At 59.4% G+C, this 16,693-nt stretch carries 18 protein-coding genes; 11 read left to right on the top strand and 7 right to left on the bottom strand.

The features are described 5' to 3' along the window. Window positions 1-55 precede the first annotated feature (55 nt). Complete coding sequence (locus ACWHTU_RS13865) at window positions 56-1,567, top strand: cyclic nucleotide-binding domain-containing protein (RefSeq protein WP_447859966.1); 1,512 nt, start codon at window positions 56-58, stop codon at window positions 1,565-1,567. A 17-nt stretch (window positions 1,568-1,584) separates the two neighbouring features. On the opposite strand, the gene ACWHTU_RS13860 is transcribed toward ACWHTU_RS13865, so the two are convergent. Next, window positions 1,585-2,091 (bottom strand): DUF192 domain-containing protein, encoded by a 507-nt coding sequence (locus tag ACWHTU_RS13860; RefSeq protein WP_447859965.1) that lies wholly within the window; start codon window positions 2,089-2,091, stop codon window positions 1,585-1,587. Between the two features lie 132 nt (window positions 2,092-2,223). Here ACWHTU_RS13860 and ACWHTU_RS13855 point away from each other — a divergent pair, with 132 nt between their 5' ends. Beyond that, a complete protein-coding gene (locus tag ACWHTU_RS13855) occupies window positions 2,224-2,409 on the top strand; it encodes a hypothetical protein (RefSeq protein WP_447859964.1) in 186 nt (61 codons plus the stop codon). A 132-nt stretch (window positions 2,410-2,541) separates the two neighbouring features. Then, the gene (locus tag ACWHTU_RS13850) at window positions 2,542-3,144 is read left to right on the top strand and encodes a flavodoxin family protein (protein WP_447859963.1); all 603 of its coding nucleotides are present in this window, start codon (window positions 2,542-2,544) and stop codon (window positions 3,142-3,144) included. A gap of 123 nt (window positions 3,145-3,267) precedes the next feature. Here ACWHTU_RS13850 and ACWHTU_RS13845 read toward each other — a convergent pair whose 3' ends face one another. Together ACWHTU_RS13845 and ACWHTU_RS13840 are read right to left on the bottom strand one after the other, a co-directional pair. Beyond that, the gene (locus ACWHTU_RS13845; RefSeq protein WP_447859962.1) at window positions 3,268-3,480 is read right to left on the bottom strand and encodes a (2Fe-2S)-binding protein; all 213 of its coding nucleotides are present in this window, start codon (window positions 3,478-3,480) and stop codon (window positions 3,268-3,270) included. A 174-nt stretch (window positions 3,481-3,654) separates the two neighbouring features. Further along, complete coding sequence (locus tag ACWHTU_RS13840) at window positions 3,655-5,472, bottom strand: M3 family oligoendopeptidase (protein WP_447859961.1); 1,818 nt, start codon at window positions 5,470-5,472, stop codon at window positions 3,655-3,657. Window positions 5,473-5,608: 136 nt separating this feature from the next. Between ACWHTU_RS13840 and ACWHTU_RS13835 the strand changes: the two genes are divergently transcribed. Then, entirely contained in the window at window positions 5,609-5,950 is a 342-nt protein-coding gene (locus ACWHTU_RS13835; protein WP_447859960.1) for a hypothetical protein, read from the top strand. Window positions 5,951-6,001: 51 nt separating this feature from the next. Beyond that, complete coding sequence (locus ACWHTU_RS13830) at window positions 6,002-6,859, top strand: hypothetical protein (protein WP_447859959.1); 858 nt, start codon at window positions 6,002-6,004, stop codon at window positions 6,857-6,859. A gap of 20 nt (window positions 6,860-6,879) precedes the next feature. Here ACWHTU_RS13830 and ACWHTU_RS13825 read toward each other — a convergent pair whose 3' ends face one another. Next, window positions 6,880-7,194 (bottom strand): tetratricopeptide repeat protein, encoded by a 315-nt coding sequence (locus tag ACWHTU_RS13825; RefSeq protein ID WP_447859958.1) that lies wholly within the window; start codon window positions 7,192-7,194, stop codon window positions 6,880-6,882. A gap of 122 nt (window positions 7,195-7,316) precedes the next feature. Between ACWHTU_RS13825 and ACWHTU_RS13820 the strand changes: the two genes are divergently transcribed. The 6 genes from ACWHTU_RS13820 to ACWHTU_RS13795 all read left to right on the top strand — a co-directional run bounded on the left by ACWHTU_RS13820 (window position 7,317) and on the right by ACWHTU_RS13795 (window position 12,445). Beyond that, window positions 7,317-8,261, top strand: a complete 945-nt coding sequence (locus ACWHTU_RS13820; protein ID WP_447859957.1) for a histone deacetylase family protein — start codon at window positions 7,317-7,319, stop codon at window positions 8,259-8,261. Continuing rightward, window positions 8,258-9,547 carry a hypothetical protein gene (locus ACWHTU_RS13815; RefSeq protein ID WP_447859956.1) on the top strand — a complete coding sequence of 430 codons (1,290 nt, stop codon included), beginning with the start codon at window positions 8,258-8,260 and terminating at the stop codon, window positions 9,545-9,547. The genes ACWHTU_RS13820 and ACWHTU_RS13815 overlap by 4 nt, the downstream gene beginning before the upstream one ends. A 31-nt stretch (window positions 9,548-9,578) precedes the next feature. Further along, a complete protein-coding gene (locus tag ACWHTU_RS13810) occupies window positions 9,579-10,457 on the top strand; it encodes a sulfurtransferase (RefSeq protein ID WP_447859955.1) in 879 nt (292 codons plus the stop codon). Between the two features lie 109 nt (window positions 10,458-10,566). Next, complete coding sequence (gene smbP / locus ACWHTU_RS13805; RefSeq protein ID WP_447859954.1) at window positions 10,567-10,920, top strand: small metal-binding protein SmbP; 354 nt, start codon at window positions 10,567-10,569, stop codon at window positions 10,918-10,920. A gap of 108 nt (window positions 10,921-11,028) precedes the next feature. Continuing rightward, entirely contained in the window at window positions 11,029-11,820 is a 792-nt protein-coding gene (locus ACWHTU_RS13800) for a nitrilase-related carbon-nitrogen hydrolase (RefSeq protein WP_447859953.1), read from the top strand. 46 nt (window positions 11,821-11,866) lie between these two features. Beyond that, complete coding sequence (locus ACWHTU_RS13795; protein ID WP_447859952.1) at window positions 11,867-12,445, top strand: YqgE/AlgH family protein; 579 nt, start codon at window positions 11,867-11,869, stop codon at window positions 12,443-12,445. A gap of 77 nt (window positions 12,446-12,522) precedes the next feature. Here ACWHTU_RS13795 and uvrA read toward each other — a convergent pair whose 3' ends face one another. The 3 genes from uvrA to ACWHTU_RS13780 form a co-directional block, all read right to left on the bottom strand. Beyond that, window positions 12,523-15,408 carry an excinuclease ABC subunit UvrA gene (gene uvrA, locus ACWHTU_RS13790; protein ID WP_447859951.1) on the bottom strand — a complete coding sequence of 962 codons (2,886 nt, stop codon included), beginning with the start codon at window positions 15,406-15,408 and terminating at the stop codon, window positions 12,523-12,525. Window positions 15,409-15,698: 290 nt separating this feature from the next. Then, on the bottom strand, window positions 15,699-15,971 hold the full coding sequence (locus tag ACWHTU_RS13785; protein ID WP_447859950.1) for a hypothetical protein: 273 nt from the start codon (window positions 15,969-15,971) through the stop codon (window positions 15,699-15,701). A 259-nt stretch (window positions 15,972-16,230) separates the two neighbouring features. Next, window positions 16,231-16,569, bottom strand: coding sequence for a DUF3147 domain-containing protein (locus ACWHTU_RS13780; RefSeq protein WP_447859949.1), 339 nt, complete (start codon window positions 16,567-16,569; stop codon window positions 16,231-16,233). Window positions 16,570-16,693: the final 124 nt, after the last annotated feature.

The following is a 16,693-nucleotide window of genomic DNA, read 5'->3' as shown; positions in this document are numbered from 1 at the left end:
CGCCAGTTAACCTTGGGTTTGATTCCTGATCGGAACCCGTTGGGCTGAGGCAACCATGAACCTCGGCTTTCTCCTCGTCAAAATCGTGCTCACAACTGCCGGCCTGATCGCAGTCGTCGTTGGTCTTGCCTACCTCGCACGCAGGCGGGAGAAGAGGCTTCCCCCGGCGGTCTTTATCGGTGCCGGCATCACGGCCGTCCTGGCTGATGCGGCGCTGGTGTTCACCAGCGGTGTTGCACCTTCGCCTCCGGAGGCCGTTCTCAACTGGATAGAAGTGGGGGCTTACTGCGGCGCCTCGTTTCTGTTGTTGAAAGCGATCGATGTGTTCATCATCGGGGATTACCTGATTGGTCGGAAGGGGACCTACATTCCCGATGTCGTGCGGACGCTGATTCTCTTCACGGGGCTGACGGCCGCCACACTGGTCATCCTACGGTTAGTGATGAACATCAACGTCATCGCGCTGGTGGCCCTGCCTACGGTCGCCACCGCGGTAGTGGGTGTCGCGCTCCGGGACACGCTGGTGCGGTTTTTTTCTGGGATCGCGTTGGGCAAGATGGTGCGGGTGGGCGATTGGATTTCCGTGCTCGATCGGGAAGGACTGGTGACGGACATCGGATTCGGCCATGTCACACTACTGACGCGAGAGCAGGATTATGTCGCGTTGCCCAACAACACGGTGATTCAAGCCGGGCTGATTAATTACAGTCGTCCCACGACGGTGCACATCTGCTCCGTCACGGTCGAAGCCGCCTATCGAACACCTCCCAGCCAGGTGTGTGCCGTGCTGGTCGAAACGGTCTTGGCGGTGGAGGGAGTCTTGTCCGAACCCAGGCCAGTCGCGTTGGTATCCTCGTTCAACGATTCCGGCGTACAATATCGTGTGCGATTTGCGGTCAACGATTATTCCCTGCACCAGTCGATCGAGAGTCAGGTGCGGGCCTATGTATGGAACGCGTTTCAACGGAACGGCATCGAGATTCCATTTCCCCAGCGGGTGGTTCACACTCAGACCGGAACCGCGCCCGAACAAATGTCACGGCAGTCGGACCAGATTGTCAGCCACCTCGCCGCGGTGGATTTTCTGGCAGTGTTGGCTCCCGAACAAATTGAGGTTCTCGCCCGAGACGCAACGATCCAGAGATATTTGCCCGGCGAGTGTGTAGTTCGGCAGGGTGAAGCCGGCCAGGAACTCTACGTCATTTTGGAGGGAACTGCCGACGTTCGCATCCGACAAGACGGCCGAAGCCTGACGGTAGCCACGCTGCAGAAGGGTCAGTTTTTCGGAGAAATGTCGTTGTTGACCGGCGAACCCCGTACGGCGACCGTCGTGGCGAGGACGCCGCTACGGGTCGTGGCCGTCGGCAAACAAGGATTGAGTCGGGTAGCGCAGGAAGATGGTCGAGTGATCGATCTGATCGGCGAAGTGGTTGCGCGCCGCCAACTGGCAACCGCCGTTGCCAAAGAACAACTTGCCAAGGAAGGCGTCACCATCGCGGTGGTGAATCAGACGCGCTCGCTCACCGAGCGCATTCGGCGGTTTCTGTGGGGTGGAACGCCCGCGTAATCCGCCGGCCTGTCCCTTCAAGGGAACTGTAGCGTGGCGCCACGCTGCAGCTTCAAGACATCGGCCATCCCGCCGGCGATTTCCAGTACATACATCGCGTCTTCGGTCGGTTGGTACTGGGGGCAGGCGTCGTCGGTGCGCGTGCAGATGGGTACGTTCCGCTCGATGTGAACGATGCGTTTTTTGCTGTCCAGCCAAATGATATCCAGCGGGATCTTGGTGTTCTTCATCCAGAAGGTCCACGGCTTTGGCTCAGTGAACGTAAACAGCATACCCCGATCTTTGGCTAGGCTGTTTCGAAACATCAGTCCACGCGCTCGCTTCTCGGTCGTATCGGCGAGCTCCGCATAGATGACGACGCCGACCGGCGTTTTCACAGGAATGAGACCTTCTTCCGCGGAAACTCGGGAGAGAACAGCCCATGCGGCGACGCTGGCGATTGCCAAGAAGGGAAAGATGGCCAGGTTCAACGCGAGAATGCCCTGACGGTGGCGACTCAGCGAACTGGAATGAGGGATACGCATGGACGCATCGTAGTCGGCGCGTCTTTCGACTGTCAAGGTCACGACCGGCGCCGCGCCCTCTCTTGCAATCTTGTCAGTACCTATGCCATGTTGTTTTTTACGCTGACATAACTCCTACGAAGGGGGAGCGGCATGAAGGCAAAGCGCAGGGTCATCTATAAAAAAGGCGTGTTTGTCTGTCCCAAGTGCAACCAGTCCTACGTCCAGGAAAAATGGCTCGAGGAGTGGCGGATTCGTTGCCATAAGTGCGATTACCGCGGCTCATTGACTGAGATTTCCGTCGAAGAACACATGGACGAAGAAATCGTCCGGTATTAGTCGAATCCTGGTCGATGCGGTCAACCTCGCCGTCGGTTGCCAACGGCGCGCGTGCCTGTCTCATCCCCCACCTGTCGCGTTCCTGTTTTCCGTGCTTGTTCGATCGATCGCAGTTACTGAGGAGGAGTCCGTATGCGCCTCACAGTCGGATTCATCGTCTTCTTGATGGTTGCCGTCGCTCTCGGCGGTCGCGTCGAGTCGGCGGAGACAGCGCTATCACCGGTTAAGGTGCTGATCGCATATCATTCCCTGAGTGGGAACACAGAGAAGATGGCCGAAGCGGTTGCCGAAGGAGCGAGGAGTGTCCCGGGAACGCTGGTCGTGCTGAAACGCGTGGGACTGGTCACTGGCGATGATCTGTTTTCCTCTGACGCCGTCGTCGTCGGTTCCCCTGTCTATTGGTCAAATATGGCTGGAGAGGTGAAGACGTTCTTCGACAACTGGCAGCTGAAGTTCGGCGTCTTTCCGGAGTTCAAGATGCGCAACAAGATCGGGGCGGCCTTTGCAACCGGCGGGCAGATTTCATCGGGTAAGGAAGTCACGATGCTGACCATTTTGGCTGCGATGCTGGGCAACCAGATGATCGTGGTCAGCGGGGGTGGGGCGTTCGGCGCCTCAGCGACGACCGAAGGGGAAAGTCCGGGTATCGATCAGAACGAACTCGCCGACGCAAGAGTGCTCGGCCGACGCGTCGCCGAGGTCGCAGCGATTGTGAAACGGGGAATGGTGCAATAACCCATGGCCCTTTGGCCGTTTCCCGGGTCTTCTCACTGAGCGGACGACAGCGACTTTTCCTCGGTTTCCGCAGTGAAGTGGAGCGGCCGGTGTGGACGACAAGCTGCCTCTCTCCCCGGCGGGCTAGGAAGCCGGCGTCGCCGAATTGCGACGGGGAGTGGTGAGATGGCTTGTTGCCAGAGAAACGAATTCGTGGATGTTCTTGGCGCAGCGACCGCAGCAGCCGTTCTTCTTCAGGCCAAAGGTTTCGATTAACTGGCAGGGTGTGACCGCGCCGGCTCGCCCGGCTGCCCGTACATCCGATTCGGTAAGCCCTTTGCAGAGACAGACATACATCGATGTGAGCCTCACGACAGGTAAAGCACCGATAGAAAAACGATTATGATAACCGTTATCAACCAATCAAACTTTACAACCTTTTCCCCTTTCCGTCAAGAGGGTGCTTGAGTTGTGCTCGAGCCGGGGATCAACGCGGGAACGGCGGAGCTATTCAGCTCTCAGTCGTCAAAACTATGGGGCGGTTCTGGCAAGCTGCTCAATCATCTCTTTGATTGTTTCAAACCCCGCCTGCCAAAAGACTTCAGATGTCATGTCGACACCCACCTCCGAGAGGATATCCTGGGGACTCCTGGATCCTCCAGCCTCTAAGAGAGCCAGGTAGCGCGGGATGAAGGCGGAGCCTTGCTCCTTGTACATCCGATAGAGCGCCAAGACCAGCAAGTTGCCGAAACTGTACGCATAGCAATAAAAGGGGCTGGCGAACAGATGGGGAATAGTCAACCATTCCCAGCGAAATTCGGCTGGGACACGCACAGCCCTGCCGAACTGTTGTCGCAAGCTTTCCAGGTAGGAGGCAGCCAAGTCTCTGACGGTGGCGCTCTTGGCGATCATCTCGTGGGCGGTTTGCTCGAACAGGACAAAGTACGCCTGTCGAAGAACAGTGGCATAGAGGTCGTCTAGTTGTGACAACAACAGACTTTGCCGGACCGCCTTGTCTCGCTCCTGCGACAGCAGAGCATCCGACAGAATCCGTTCGCCGAACACTGAGGCGGTTTCCGCCAGCGGCAAGGTGGCATGGAACGCCAACGCGGAATGGCGGGACGCCATCATCCCGTGGACCGCATGGCCTAACTCATGGGCCATGGTGGCGATATCGCGAGCTTCTCCCGTAAAGTTCAGCAAGACATAGGGGGTGAGTCCCGGCACCACGCTGTAGCAGTATGCCCCGCTCAGTTTGCCGGGCCTCGTCTTCGCATCGATATGGCGATCGCGGAACACGCGTTCGGCAAGGTCGGCCAGCGTTGGCGAGAAGGCGCGATAAGCGTCCAGTACGATCCGGACGGCGTCGGGGTAGCGATACCGCTTCTGGTGGATCCGATGCGGAGCGTAAATGTGGTAACGGGTCATCGGCTTGATCTTGCAGATGCGGGCCTTCAGCCGGAAATACTCTTGGAAGACGACGGCGTTCTTGGCGCAGACCGACAGCAGTGCGGTGACGGCAGCATCGGGCACATCATTCCCCAGATTCCGGCTGGCGATCGGCGTGGCGAACTTGCGGAGTTGCAGATTTTCGGTCTTCCAATCATTCACCAGTGTCTTATAGATTTCGCCGATCAGGTCATGACTGGCCGCGAAAACACGGTAAAGCTCCCGGTATGCAGCTTCCCTCAAGCGGGGGAGAGAGCTTCGTACATAGGCCATCAACTCCTCTCGGTTGAGCGTCCTGCGTCTGCCCTTGATGGTTAACGTGAAAGTGAACCCATTGGTCACCACCTCATAGAGAGTATTCAACGCACTTCGGCCGGTGATGTTTTTCAGGTTGATAATTTTCTCCTCCGGCTCTGACAGCGTGTGCGGGGTAAAACGTCTGATGGTTTGGAGGTAATAGCGATAGTCTCCGGAGCTAGCCAGCAGCCGGGCGGCGTTCGTTTCATCCACGCCCTGCCACCAGAGTTCGAAGAAAAGCAAGCGATTTTGGAGCGCCGCCAACCGTTCTTCCACCTTGGTCTTAAACGACCGGGCGGTCAAGTTCTTCGTGTCCTCGGAAAACCAGAGATAGGCATAGGCGCCCAGCTTCGATGAGTCTGTAGCAATTTCCTCATCAAGACGAAGCACTTCGAGGAAGGCTTCGTTCGACATGGCGGGATTCAGCCGATCGCGCCAGGATTCAAAAGCAGTCACCTTGCGGTCCAACTCGGCGATGAGCCGGTCGAAATCTCGAAGCGGGTGTTCGACAAGGTGCGACAAGTCCCACCGATCCGGAATCTGTCGCCAACCCGAATGTTTGGTTTTGGTTGACGTCGGCGTACGCGCGGCGGCAAGAGGCATGAAGGATTCCCTCACCAATCGTTGAAGGCGGCGACATGTATCATAGCCGAAGCGCAACCAGAAATCTCGACTGCAATCAGCCGATGAACGCCGGTGGACCACCTCGCCGGAAGCCGCATTGACAGAGTCGGCGGCGATGCTAAAATCGTCGGCTGGGAACGGCCGCTGTTCCATGACGGAGCAGGAAATCAACCGTGCTGTCCAATATGTGACGGCCAGCACCTCGTATGCGCGGGAAACCGTGGCGGAAGTTATCCGCACGGGATTGAGCGAACTGTCGTCGCTGGCAATGCAGACCTCGTGCCGGTTCGAGCGTCAAGCCTTGTTAGAATATGTCTGTCAATGGACGATCAAGCGGACCGGACAACCCGAGCCGGTGGTGCGCGAAATTCTGAGCTGTGCTGGCCGGTGGCTGGACGAGCTGTATGAGACGATCGTCGCAGAGCATCCGGAATGGTTGGGCACTCAAGACACGTAAGCGATAGAGTGCTCCTCAAGGACCGGCGGCAGGGTTTCTGGGGACACCGCAATGCGTCGTGTTCGATGGAGGTGGAACCGGGGTCATCCGCCGCAACGCGCTGACGTCGCTTGGCAGCCAGGCCGAACGTTTCGTCCCACATGGGCCGGTCGGCTTCCCAAAGAGATCGAGGCCCGCTGGACGTCCTTGCACCGGTCGTGCGCCGACTTCGCCAGCCGGGCCCGATTGACGCGACTGATCGATCGGCTGACAAGCGCCGACCGCGGGGTCCGGGAATCGGCCTTGGCGGAGTTGGAATTGGCAACCTTGCTGATCCGCGCCAATGCTTCAGTGGCGTTCTTGCCCGAGTCGCAGGCTAGAACCGCCGATCTGGAGTGTGTGGTAGGGCAAGAACGTATGTTCGTCGAGGTGACGGCGATGGCGGGTCGCGCGTTCCGACACCGGCCAGCCCTGTCTCTTGCGCGGCAGGATCGCGAGACTGCAAGGGGACAAGAAGGGAATGAGGACGGGAAGAAGCTGATCGACCGCGTTCTGGCCAGAGTGGCGCAGAAGGCCAAGCAGTTGGCCGACTATCATGCGCCGGTGCTTCTGGCTGTGTCGGTTCCCCGCAGCGATGCGAAATTACGGAGGGAGCAGCGACAGAAGGTCGAGGAAGTCGATCTGAAGTTGCTGGCCGGCACCGTGACCCTTTTCCTGTCCAAGCTGCCCCAGCTCAGCGCCGTGTTATTGTCGTTGTGGGAAGTCGAACCGATGGTCTCGCGATCCGGCATCCGGCTGGCCAACGTCCTAGTGGTGGAGCGGTCGTGTCGACAGTCGATGTCCCCGAGGGTGCGCGTGCTAATCACCAATCCATGGGCGGGGTTTCCTATGAGCGAGGTCCAGCGTGAGACCTTGGCGCGCTTGTTGTAAATTCTGCAGATGGGCAGAGATCAGCGAAAACTTTCCTTCAGCAGAGTCAGATTCTTGGTGACCATGGCCTCGCCGTTCGCAGTGGAGACCTCGATTCCCTGGTCACAGATGCTGCGGCAGTCCTCGATCCGTCCCAGCTTCGCGAGCGACTGGGCTAGTGCATAATAGGCGGCAGAGTACGTCGGCTTCACCTTCAGGCAACGTTCCAGCGCCTTGACGGCTTCGTCCCAGTTCTGATCCTCCATGTAAGCCTTTCCTAACCCGAACCAGGCGACCTCGTCGTTTGGGTCGATCGCCAGCACTTTCTTAAGCGGTTCAATGCGCGGATTGGCCATCGGCTGTCCCTTTCTTACTTATCGCGACCCGCGAGAAGCGGCAACGACCGTATCACGCCTTTGCCCTCGTTGTCTATCGTATTTCCGGCGTGTTACGATCGTGATCGAGTTACGCGTATCTTATGGGACGTACCGGCTTCATCTATCATCCGGCTTACCTGAACCACGATATGGGACCGGGACACCCGGAAAGTCCGGAGCGCCTCAGGACCATCGTAGAGAGGCTCGAATCCACCGGCACGATGAGGAAACTGGTCCGCATCGAACCGGTCACTGCCCCCGATGAATGGATCTTGCAGGTCCATACGGCCGACTACGTGGCGGATCTGAAATCACGAGCGCCCACGAGCGGCCGGGTGTCTCTCGACCCGGACACTTCGATGTCGCCGGGTTCGCTGGCCGCCGCCTATCTGGCGGCGGGAGGTGCGCTCGCTGCGGCCGATGCGATCATGGCTGGGCAGGTGGAGCACGCCTTTTGCGCCGTCAGGCCGCCGGGCCACCATGCGGAAAGCAATCGGGCGATGGGGTTCTGCCTGTTCAACAATGTGGCGATCGCCGCTCGCTACCTCCAGCGTAAACACGGTCTCGGTCGCGTACTGATTGTCGATTGGGATGTGCATCACGGCAACGGAACGCAGCACAGTTTTTACGACGATCCGTCGGTGCTGTTCTTTAGTACCCATCAATTTCCCCATTATCCTGGCACCGGCCGCGCGACGGAGCGAGGGAAGGGACCGGGGGAAGGCTTTACCATCAACGTGCCCCTGGCGGCTGGGGAAGGCGATCAGGAATATTTCGATGTGTTTCAGCGGGTACTGGTTCCCGCGGCCGACGCGTTCAGGCCGGACTTCGTCCTCATCTCGGCCGGGTTCGATGCACACAAGGATGATCCGCTCGCCGGTATGGGCTTGACCGAGGAGGGGTACGCCGGATTGACCAGAATCGTTGCCGCGATCGCGCGCCGCCACAGCCGCAAACGGATTCTCTCCTGCCTCGAAGGCGGGTACAATCTCGCCGCGCTTTCCGCCTCGGTCGAACGTCATCTGCTCACGCTGTTGGAGGTATGAAGAACGCCAAAACGATCGTCCTGACCGTGGTCGGCGCCGCCGCGCTGATTTATGTTTATTACACCGAAGTGAAACCGGTGGTGATCTTCGGGCTGCGATCGGACTATGCGCGGGCGATTCCTTACCAGAAGGTCCCCGAGGGCCTTGAGAGCCTGCAAGCGGAATCCTGCGGGACCTGCCACCGCGAAATCTACGAGGAATGGAAAACGAGCATTCACGCCTATGCCTATCGGGACCCGTTTTTTCAGGCCTACTGGAAGAAAGATGGCAACATCTGGATCTGTCTGAACTGCCATACGCCGTTAGAGAATCAGCAGCCGATGTTGATCAAAGAGATCCCGCGCGGGCGGGTGGAGAAGGCGGTCCAAGAGCCGAACCCTCGGTACGATCCCGAATATCAACAGGAAGCTGTCACGTGCGCTGCCTGTCATGTCCGGAACGGTGTCATCCTGGGCCCGTTCGACGATTCCGTCGCACCGCATCCGACGCAATTCGATCCGAACTTTCGCACCGCGCAGGTCTGCTATCGGTGCCATAACGTCGTGTCGGGACCGGCGCAGTTCTATCGTGTCGGTCCCTGCGGGACGTATGCGGAATATGAGGGAAAGTATTTCATGCAGGAACGGGGGTTCATCTGCCAGAGCTGTCACATGCCAGAAGTAGACCGGCCGGCGGCGGACGGAGGGCCGATCCGGCGTGGGCGTCGGCACCTGTGGCGCGGGGGGCATGATCCGGACATGATCAGGCGGGCGGTGGCGATTCAGGTCAAGGCCGATCCGCCCTCCCCTAAACCTGGTGATCGCGTCCGTTTCACGTTGACGTTGATCAACGCCGGAGCCGGCCATAAGATTCCTACCGGCGACCCGGACCGCCACTTTACCGTTGAATTTCTAGTCGAAAACGGCACGGGGCAAGTGCTGGACCGGCAGGTGACGACCATGGGCCGGTGGATTCTCTGGCAGCCTGTGATCATCGAGGTGTACGATAATCGGCTCCTGCCCCTGGCCGGTCGGGACTATACCTATGAATATCGGGTTCCCGCCGGATCCGAGCGGCTGACGCTGAAAACCCGAGTGCGGTACCACATTCTGACGGACGGGCAACACGAGATGTTGCGGAAAAAATACGGGTTGACGGCAGATGACCCGTATGCGTTTACCATTTATGAGCGTGACTTCCCGCTTTCAGGAAACTTGGCAGCGGTGCTGAGCCATGAGAGCCGTCAGTTGTCAGCTTTCGTTCGTCAGTCTCAGTCAAAGAGCTGTCTCCTGAATGCTCAAGGCTAACGAGGATCGAAGAGACTCACGAGGAACAAGTATGACGCATCCTTGGTTGATCGACACGGAAACCCTCTACCAGAACCTGGGCCGTTCCGGACTTGTCATCATCGACGTGCGCGGCCGGGCGGCTTACGAATTCGGCGGCCACATCCCTGGTGCGGTCCATTCCACGTGGCACGAGTATAGCGATCCCAACGCGGTCGCCAAGGGGCTGCTGGACCCCGATCTGTCCCGGATCGAGCAGAAACTCCGTGCGTTGGGTATCGACAACGACAGCGATGTGGTGATCTATTCGAATCCGTTTGACAACTGGGGGGACGAAGGCCGGATGTTCTGGATGCTGCAATATCTTGGCCATCAGAACCTCAAAATCCTGGACGGAGGATGGGTGAAGTGGACCCAGGAAGGACGGCCGTTCGAGCACGGACGGGTCAAACCGCGACTTGGCTCGTTCAATGCGCAACCGGTCCCTGAGCTCATCATCATGAAGGATGAATTGAAACAGATCGTCCGCCGGCCCCATCCGGAGACGATGATCGTCGATGCTCGGAGCCTCGAAGAGTATTTGGGAAAGGAGGTGTCCGGGATCCCTCGGCCCGGCCATATCCCGTCGGCGATCCATGTGCCCTGGAACGGGTTCCTCAATCCGGATGCCACTGTCAAGGATCTGGTCAAGATCAGGGAGTCGCTCGAAGAAAAGGGCTTGCAAGACAGTCATCAGATTGTCTGCTACTGCACCGGCGGCGTCCGGTCGGCATGGCTCTATTTCATCCTCAAACTGGCTGGATATCCCAAGGTGCGCAACTATCCCGGGTCGTGGTGGGAATGGAGCCGGGATTTCGCCTGTCCCGTTGAGAAGGATTTCAAAATGTTGCAGAAAATTCTCGGATACGATGAAGCCAGTAAGCCTTCTTGACACTGCGGAGGGCCGTGTGTATGGTGAATCAAGCGTGGGCAAGAGGTCCGAATAGTGCGGGGTTCACGTTCGGGCTGGGTATCGCACACATCCATCGAGGAGGTCGATTATGCGCAGCTCAATTTTCCGCGGAGCAATGATCGGCGGCGTGATGATGGTGTTCATCTCCGTTCCATTGACGAGTGGGCCAGCGTTGGCGAGCAATAAGCATGTGTCTGAAGCGATCGAACACGCCAAGGAGGCGGTGTCACACGGGAAACAGGGGCACGCGGACGCGCTGGTCAAGCACGCGGAAGGCGCGTTGAAGCATGCCGAGGCCGCGCAGAAAGAAGTGAAAAGCCCCCATCTTGACGAAGGCATCAAGGGATTGAAGGACGCGGTGGAGCACGGCAAAGCGGGCCATGCGGATGTTGCCACCAAGGCGGCGGAAAGCGCGGTGACGCATCTGTCCGAAGTGAAATAGCTATACCAGCCAGCGGCAAGAGGCGAGGGGCTAGAGATACAACACATTCCTTCGCCTCTTGTTGTTTTCTTTTCCTTGCCGCGACCACTGGCCTCATGACGCTTACCCATGAAGGTTGGCTTTTACCAGTTCAATCCGGTGTTCGGCGAGATCAAACGCAATCTCGACCAGGTGGTTGCGCGTCTGCACGAGGTCGAGTGCGACCTCATGGTGCTGCCGGAACTCTTCGCCTCGGGCTACCAATTTGCGTCACAGGAAGAAGTCGAGCGCCTGTCCGAGCCGGTTCCTGACGGAGAGACCACCGCGCGACTCATCGAGGTGGCCCGCAGCCGGGGCATGTACGTGGTGGCAGGTCTCGCGGAACGCGGTGAGCGCGGGTGTTATAATTCAGCGGTAGTGGTCGGACCCTCGGGCTTCCTCGGATGCTATCGGAAAACCCATCTGTTTTTCGAAGAAACCTTGTTCTTTCTCCCAGGCGATACGGGCTTTCGGGTGTGGGATATCGGAGAAGCGAAGGTGGGCGTGCTCATCTGTTTCGACTGGTTCTATCCGGAATCGGCAAGGACCCTGGCGCTAAAAGGGGCCGACATTCTCTGCCATCCGTCCAACTTGGTGCTGCCCCATTGTCCGGACGCCATGGTGACACGCTGTCTGGAGAACCGGGTGTTCAGCATCACGGCCAACCGGATCGGCAGCGAGGCGCGGGGAGGAAAAGACCGACTGACCTTTATCGGCAGCAGCGAAATTGTCGCGCCCAACGGCCGCATTCTTCACCGGGCTTCGCGCGATCGGGAGGAAGTGACGGTGCTGGAGATCGATCCCGCCGAAGCCCGCAAGAAATCTCTCAATCCCTACAACGATCTTTTGCAGGGGCGTCGCCCGGACCTCTACGCCAGGTGACGGGGTGCGCCGTCCAGTGAAGCCAGACACGCAGATGGAAGAACGGATGATACACAGGGTTCCGATGCTGGCCCCACTCGGCAAAGGTATTTTCCTGGTCGCCTCGCCGGCCTTACGTGATCCCAATTTCCGACAGACCGTGGTCCTGCTTTGCGAGCATGGGCCGGAGGGGGCGCTGGGGGTAGTGGTGAACCGGCCGACCGCCGTGCATATCGCGGAAGCCTTGCCGCAGGTGCCGGTCCTCGAAGGGCAGAAGCATGTGCTGTTCGCCGGCGGTCCGGTGCAAACCAATCAGATCATGCTGCTTTACCGGCTGAATCAGGTGCCGGAGAATTCGCACCATATTTTCGATGGCGTTTGCTTGGGCGGAGATCTGGCGGTGTTGGAGCGCATCCTCACGAGCTCGAAGGGCAGCGAGGCCTTTCGCGCCTATCTCGGTTATTCCGGGTGGGGACCCGGCCAACTCGAGCGGGAAATGGAGACCGGCTCCTGGATTACGTTGCCGGCAGATCCCGAGATCGTCTTTGAAAAGGAGCCAGCGATGATTTGGCCCGACATCCTCGCCTCGCTCGGCGAACCGTTCCGCCATTACGCCGATATGCCGTTTGATCCCAGCTTGAATTAAGCTCCCAGCAATTGGACGAGATTCGTTCTCTTGCAGGTCTTGCCCACCGTCGGCCCTTCTTCGGATCAGCACAAAGGTCAGGCCGTTTCTGCAAGAACCTGAGCGAGGAATCGGCCGGTGTGCGAACCGGCTGTCCGCGCAACGTGTTCCGGTCTGCCCTCCGCCACGATTCGCCCGCCCTGCTCGCCTCCCTCCGGGCCTAGGTCGATGATCCAATCGGCCGTTTTGATCACGTCGAGGTTATGCTCGACCACCACGACCGTGTTGCCGGCATCGACCAGTCTATGGAGGACGGCGAGGAACTTTTTCACGTCCTCGAAGTGCAAGCCAGTGGTCGGTTCGTCCATGATGTAGAGCAGATCAGGGGACTGGCTCCGGCCTGAGGCCGATGCCTGTCCCCGGCGGTTCGGACGGGCCCCGGTTCCTCCCAACTCGGCGGCGATCTTCAGCCGCTGCGCTTCGCCGCCGGACAAGGTGGTGGCCGGTTGGCCCAGTCGCAGATAGCCCAGTCCGATCGACGAGAGTAGGTAGAGCTTTTCGGTCAACTTGGGCGAGCCGGAAAAGAACGACTGCGCCTCGTTCACGGTCATGCCCAGCACGTCGTGGATGGTCTTCCCACGGAAGCGAACGCTCAGGACCTCTGGCTTGAACCGCCGGCCGTTGCACTCCTCACAGGTCGCATAAATGTCTTCGAAGAAATACATTTCGAGCTTCTCGTAGCCGTTGCCTTCGCACCGGTCGCAGCGGCCGCCAGCCGTGTTGAAAGAGAAATGCGCGGCGGTGAGCCCCAGGCGACGGGCGTCCGGCGTGGACGCGAAGAGCGCGCGGATCTCGTCGAAGGCTTTTAAGTACGTGATGGGATTAGAACGCGGGGTGCGGCCGATCGGTTGCTGGTCGATCATCCGGACGCCCTTGAGGTATTCCAGACCCCTGATTGCGCGGAACCGGCCCATCGGCAGCGACTCCACGCGGAACGCGCGGGCCACCGCGCGATAGAGTGTCTCTTTTACCAATGTGCTTTTACCCGATCCCGAGACACCAGTGACACAGACCAGCATCCGCAACGGGATCTTGACCATAAGGTCTTTCAAGTTGTGCTCGCTGGCGCCGGCGAGCACCAAGGTCTTTCCATTCCCGGATCGGCGCGTACGAGGGATCGGAATGGATTCCTCGCCCCGCAGGTATCGTGCGGTGAGCGAGCGGCGGTCCTGCAAAAACGCCTCGTGCGGGGCGGCACACACGACCTCGCCGCCCTTCTCGCCGGACCAGGGGCCGAGTTCGACGATGTGGTCGGCGGCCAGGATCATCTGCCGGTCGTGCTCGACGACCACGACGGTATTGCCGTGGGCGGCCAGCTCTCGCAGGATGCCGGCCAGCGTGGCCGTGTCGCGGGCATGCAGGCCGATCGTCGGTTCGTCCAGCACGTACAGGGTGCCGACCAAACGGGCGCCGAGTTGGTTCGCCAAGGTGATCCGCTGTGCTTCACCGCCCGACAGCGTCTTCGTCTGGCGGGACAGAGTCAGGTAGCCGAGCCCGACACGCAAGAGAAAACCGAGTTTGTCTCTGATCTGGTGCAGAATGTCGTGCGCCACGCGGGCTTCGAAGTCCGAGAGCGTCAATGTGCTGAACCAGGCAGCCGCCTCCTGCACGGTCATCTCGGAAATTTCGTGGATGTTCCGCCCTGCTACTTTGACGTACAGGGCTTCGGGTTTCAGCCTGGTCCCTTCACACGCCTGGCACGGAAAGGGGCTGCGGTAGCGGCTCAAGAACACCCGGACATGCAACTTGTATCGCTTCGTTTCCAGATACTCAAAGAACTGTCGAACGCCTTCGAGCTTGTCATCGCCTTCCCATAGAAGCCTGCGTACCTCGTCCGGGAGCTTGTGATAGGGCGTCGACAGGTTCACGCCGCGCCGCTTCAGGGCCAGCAGCATCTGATTCTGCCACCAGTCCGTGCCGGGTTTCGTCCAGGGTTCGATGGCACCCTCGGCCAGCGAGCGCGTGCGATCCGGAACGACCAAATCTTCATCGTAGCGGAGGATGTTCCCGAAGCCCTTGCATTCCGGACAGGCGCCCAAAGGATGGTTGAAGGAAAAGAGGACCGGCCTGAGCGGCTCGAACGTGCGGCCGCACCGCTGGCAGCGGAAATGCGTGCTATAGGTCTGCGAACCCTGCCCGATCACGTCCACGCGACAAAGTCCCTCGCCTTCCTGAAACGCCGTCTCGATCGCTTCGATCAGTCGATTGCGGTTGTCGGGCCTGATCACCAGCCGGTCGAGAACGACATGGAGGTTAGCTTTCCTTTCGCTTCGACCCTCTCCCTTGCGCGGGAGAGGGTTGGAGTGAGGGGGACGTGGAATCATAACGCCCGGCAGCAGGTCCACCATCTCGTCGCCCCATTTGAGCCTGGTGAAGCCTCGTCGCAGCAGGGACTCCACCAGGGTACGGTCATGTCCCGGCCCCAGGTCATTGATCGGGAACAGAATCATAGCCCGGGCATCGGGGAAACGAACGAGGAGATCGTCCGTGACGGAGCCGGGATGAAACCCGCGGGCCTCTTCGTGGCAATCGGGACAGACCGGCCGCCCGACCTTGGCGAATAGCAAGCGGAGCAAATCGGCAATCTCGGTCGCTGTGCCGACCGTCGAGCGAGCTGTACGAACCGGGTTCTTCTGCTCGATCGCGATGGCCGGGCGGACGTTGATCAGACGATCGACGTCTGGACGATCCACCTTCTCCAGGAACATGCGGGCGTAGGTCGAAAGCGATTCCACATAGCGCCACTGGCCTTCGGCGAAGAGGGTCTCGAATGCAAGCGACGACTTGCCCGAGCCGGACACGCCGGTAATGACCGTGACCGCGTTGTGCGGGATGCGGAGCGAGATGTTCTTGAGGTTGTTCTGCCGTGCGCCTTCGACGATCAGGTCGCTAAAGGCATGATGTGAATTCGGGGTCTCAGACACAGAGAAAGCCCTCGAATTGTTTGAATTCAACATCCTAGCAAGCGTCCACAGCCGACGCAACCGACGCCGGATGTGCGAGAAAGATCAGGTGAGAATAACGGGCCGCAGGCTCGTGAATGACTGCTGGCTCTTTGAGCGCGGCCGGGCTAGACTGTCTGAGAACGTCTAAACCAGCCCTTGCAGGCTGTGAGTATCTGCAACTCGGCAGACAGTTAGCCGACCTCCTGGAGTCCAGCCTTGATGGGCAGTCGACTGAAGCCCTACGGGCACTGGCGCGGTCCTATGATCCGTCAGCCGGCGAAGCCTGCATCAACGCCAAGGTATTCCTGTTTCACAAATACCTCGTCGTCCGTGCCTGCATCGACGCTCTTCCAGCGCGTCACATTGAAGGCGTCGTCGGCGGGTTGTTCGCGGTTCTGAATGAGCGGGCCACGCACCTGAACATCGGCCAGGAGCGGCTGGCGGCGATGGAACAGATGTGGCTTGATCGCGCACATGAATTCGACCCGCCCTTTTCTCTGGACCGCCAGGAGCTTATGGCGGAATCGCCCGATGCCCTGCATTGGCAACGGACGCTTGCGCGGTTTTGCCGGAATGTGAGCGGAACAGCCGGGCCGACCGGCTCAGGGCCGTCCACGGAGCTCCTCTCTTTATGAAGCCGGCAACTCCGTGACGCACACCCTCGGCACCTTTTTGGAAGCCCTCGAAGAAATCAGCCGACTCCACTTCCGGGATGACGGGTGGGATTTGCTTGCTCTGCCCAGTTCGTCTTGGATCTGCCTGTCTGGAGAAGGTGACCGCCCTTCCTTCCACGTGGATCGGTCATCGCAGTGCCAGCTTAAGCAGCCAGACACAGCACATGTAGAGGGTGAGCGAGCCGGCCATGGCGGGCCAGAAGCCGAGGCGTTGGATGCCGAGGATAAGAAAGCCAACGTAGACGAGCCAGGCGGGCACCAACCAGAGGAGGTGCTTGGCGTAAATTTCCGCGGGTTCGTTCCCGCCGTTGAGGTAGATCAGTACGATCGTGACGCCGGTGATGGCCGGAAAGGTGCTGACGAAGGCCGCCAAGAAGCCTCGCCCTTGCGCCCCGAGGTAAGTGGATAGCGTCACCAACAAACCGCCCAGCACAAAATACAGTCCGTATTTTGCCAGTTCGCTCATCTAATTTAATTCCTCTCCTTCTTCAAAGGGTAACGGTCCAAGCACGGTCTGATTCATTTGCGGATACGGCCGATCCGAGGGGCCCCTTGAGCTGTTGCAAGCGAAGAAGCGCGAGGGATGCCCG

The sequence above is a fragment of the Nitrospira calida genome, assembly GCF_976986435.1.
The sequence above is the reverse complement of the archived record's forward strand: the minus strand, read 5'-3'. Positions and strand labels throughout refer to the sequence as shown.

What these genes read in the sequence shown, in the direction of transcription:
- ACWHTU_RS13865 (WP_447859966.1), top strand. Translation starts at nt 56, where the DNA reads ATGAACCTCGGCTTTCTCCTCGTCAAAATCGTGCTCACAACTGCCGGC.
- ACWHTU_RS13860 (WP_447859965.1), bottom strand. Translation starts at nt 2,091, where the DNA reads ATGCGTATCCCTCATTCCAGTTCGCTGAGTCGCCACCGTCAGGGCATT.
- ACWHTU_RS13855 (WP_447859964.1), top strand. Translation starts at nt 2,224, where the DNA reads ATGAAGGCAAAGCGCAGGGTCATCTATAAAAAAGGCGTGTTTGTCTGT.
- ACWHTU_RS13850 (WP_447859963.1), top strand. Translation starts at nt 2,542, where the DNA reads ATGCGCCTCACAGTCGGATTCATCGTCTTCTTGATGGTTGCCGTCGCT.
- ACWHTU_RS13845 (WP_447859962.1), bottom strand. Translation starts at nt 3,480, where the DNA reads ATGTATGTCTGTCTCTGCAAAGGGCTTACCGAATCGGATGTACGGGCA.
- ACWHTU_RS13840 (WP_447859961.1), bottom strand. Translation starts at nt 5,472, where the DNA reads ATGCCTCTTGCCGCCGCGCGTACGCCGACGTCAACCAAAACCAAACAT.
- ACWHTU_RS13835 (WP_447859960.1), top strand. Translation starts at nt 5,609, where the DNA reads ATGCTAAAATCGTCGGCTGGGAACGGCCGCTGTTCCATGACGGAGCAG.
- ACWHTU_RS13830 (WP_447859959.1), top strand. Translation starts at nt 6,002, where the DNA reads ATGCGTCGTGTTCGATGGAGGTGGAACCGGGGTCATCCGCCGCAACGC.
- ACWHTU_RS13825 (WP_447859958.1), bottom strand. Translation starts at nt 7,194, where the DNA reads ATGGCCAATCCGCGCATTGAACCGCTTAAGAAAGTGCTGGCGATCGAC.
- ACWHTU_RS13820 (WP_447859957.1), top strand. Translation starts at nt 7,317, where the DNA reads ATGGGACGTACCGGCTTCATCTATCATCCGGCTTACCTGAACCACGAT.
- ACWHTU_RS13815 (WP_447859956.1), top strand. Translation starts at nt 8,258, where the DNA reads ATGAAGAACGCCAAAACGATCGTCCTGACCGTGGTCGGCGCCGCCGCG.
- ACWHTU_RS13810 (WP_447859955.1), top strand. Translation starts at nt 9,579, where the DNA reads ATGACGCATCCTTGGTTGATCGACACGGAAACCCTCTACCAGAACCTG.
- smbP (WP_447859954.1), top strand. Translation starts at nt 10,567, where the DNA reads ATGCGCAGCTCAATTTTCCGCGGAGCAATGATCGGCGGCGTGATGATG.
- ACWHTU_RS13800 (WP_447859953.1), top strand. Translation starts at nt 11,029, where the DNA reads ATGAAGGTTGGCTTTTACCAGTTCAATCCGGTGTTCGGCGAGATCAAA.
- ACWHTU_RS13795 (WP_447859952.1), top strand. Translation starts at nt 11,867, where the DNA reads ATGATACACAGGGTTCCGATGCTGGCCCCACTCGGCAAAGGTATTTTC.
- ACWHTU_RS13785 (WP_447859950.1), bottom strand. Translation starts at nt 15,971, where the DNA reads ATGCAGGGCATCGGGCGATTCCGCCATAAGCTCCTGGCGGTCCAGAGA.
- ACWHTU_RS13780 (WP_447859949.1), bottom strand. Translation starts at nt 16,569, where the DNA reads ATGAGCGAACTGGCAAAATACGGACTGTATTTTGTGCTGGGCGGTTTG.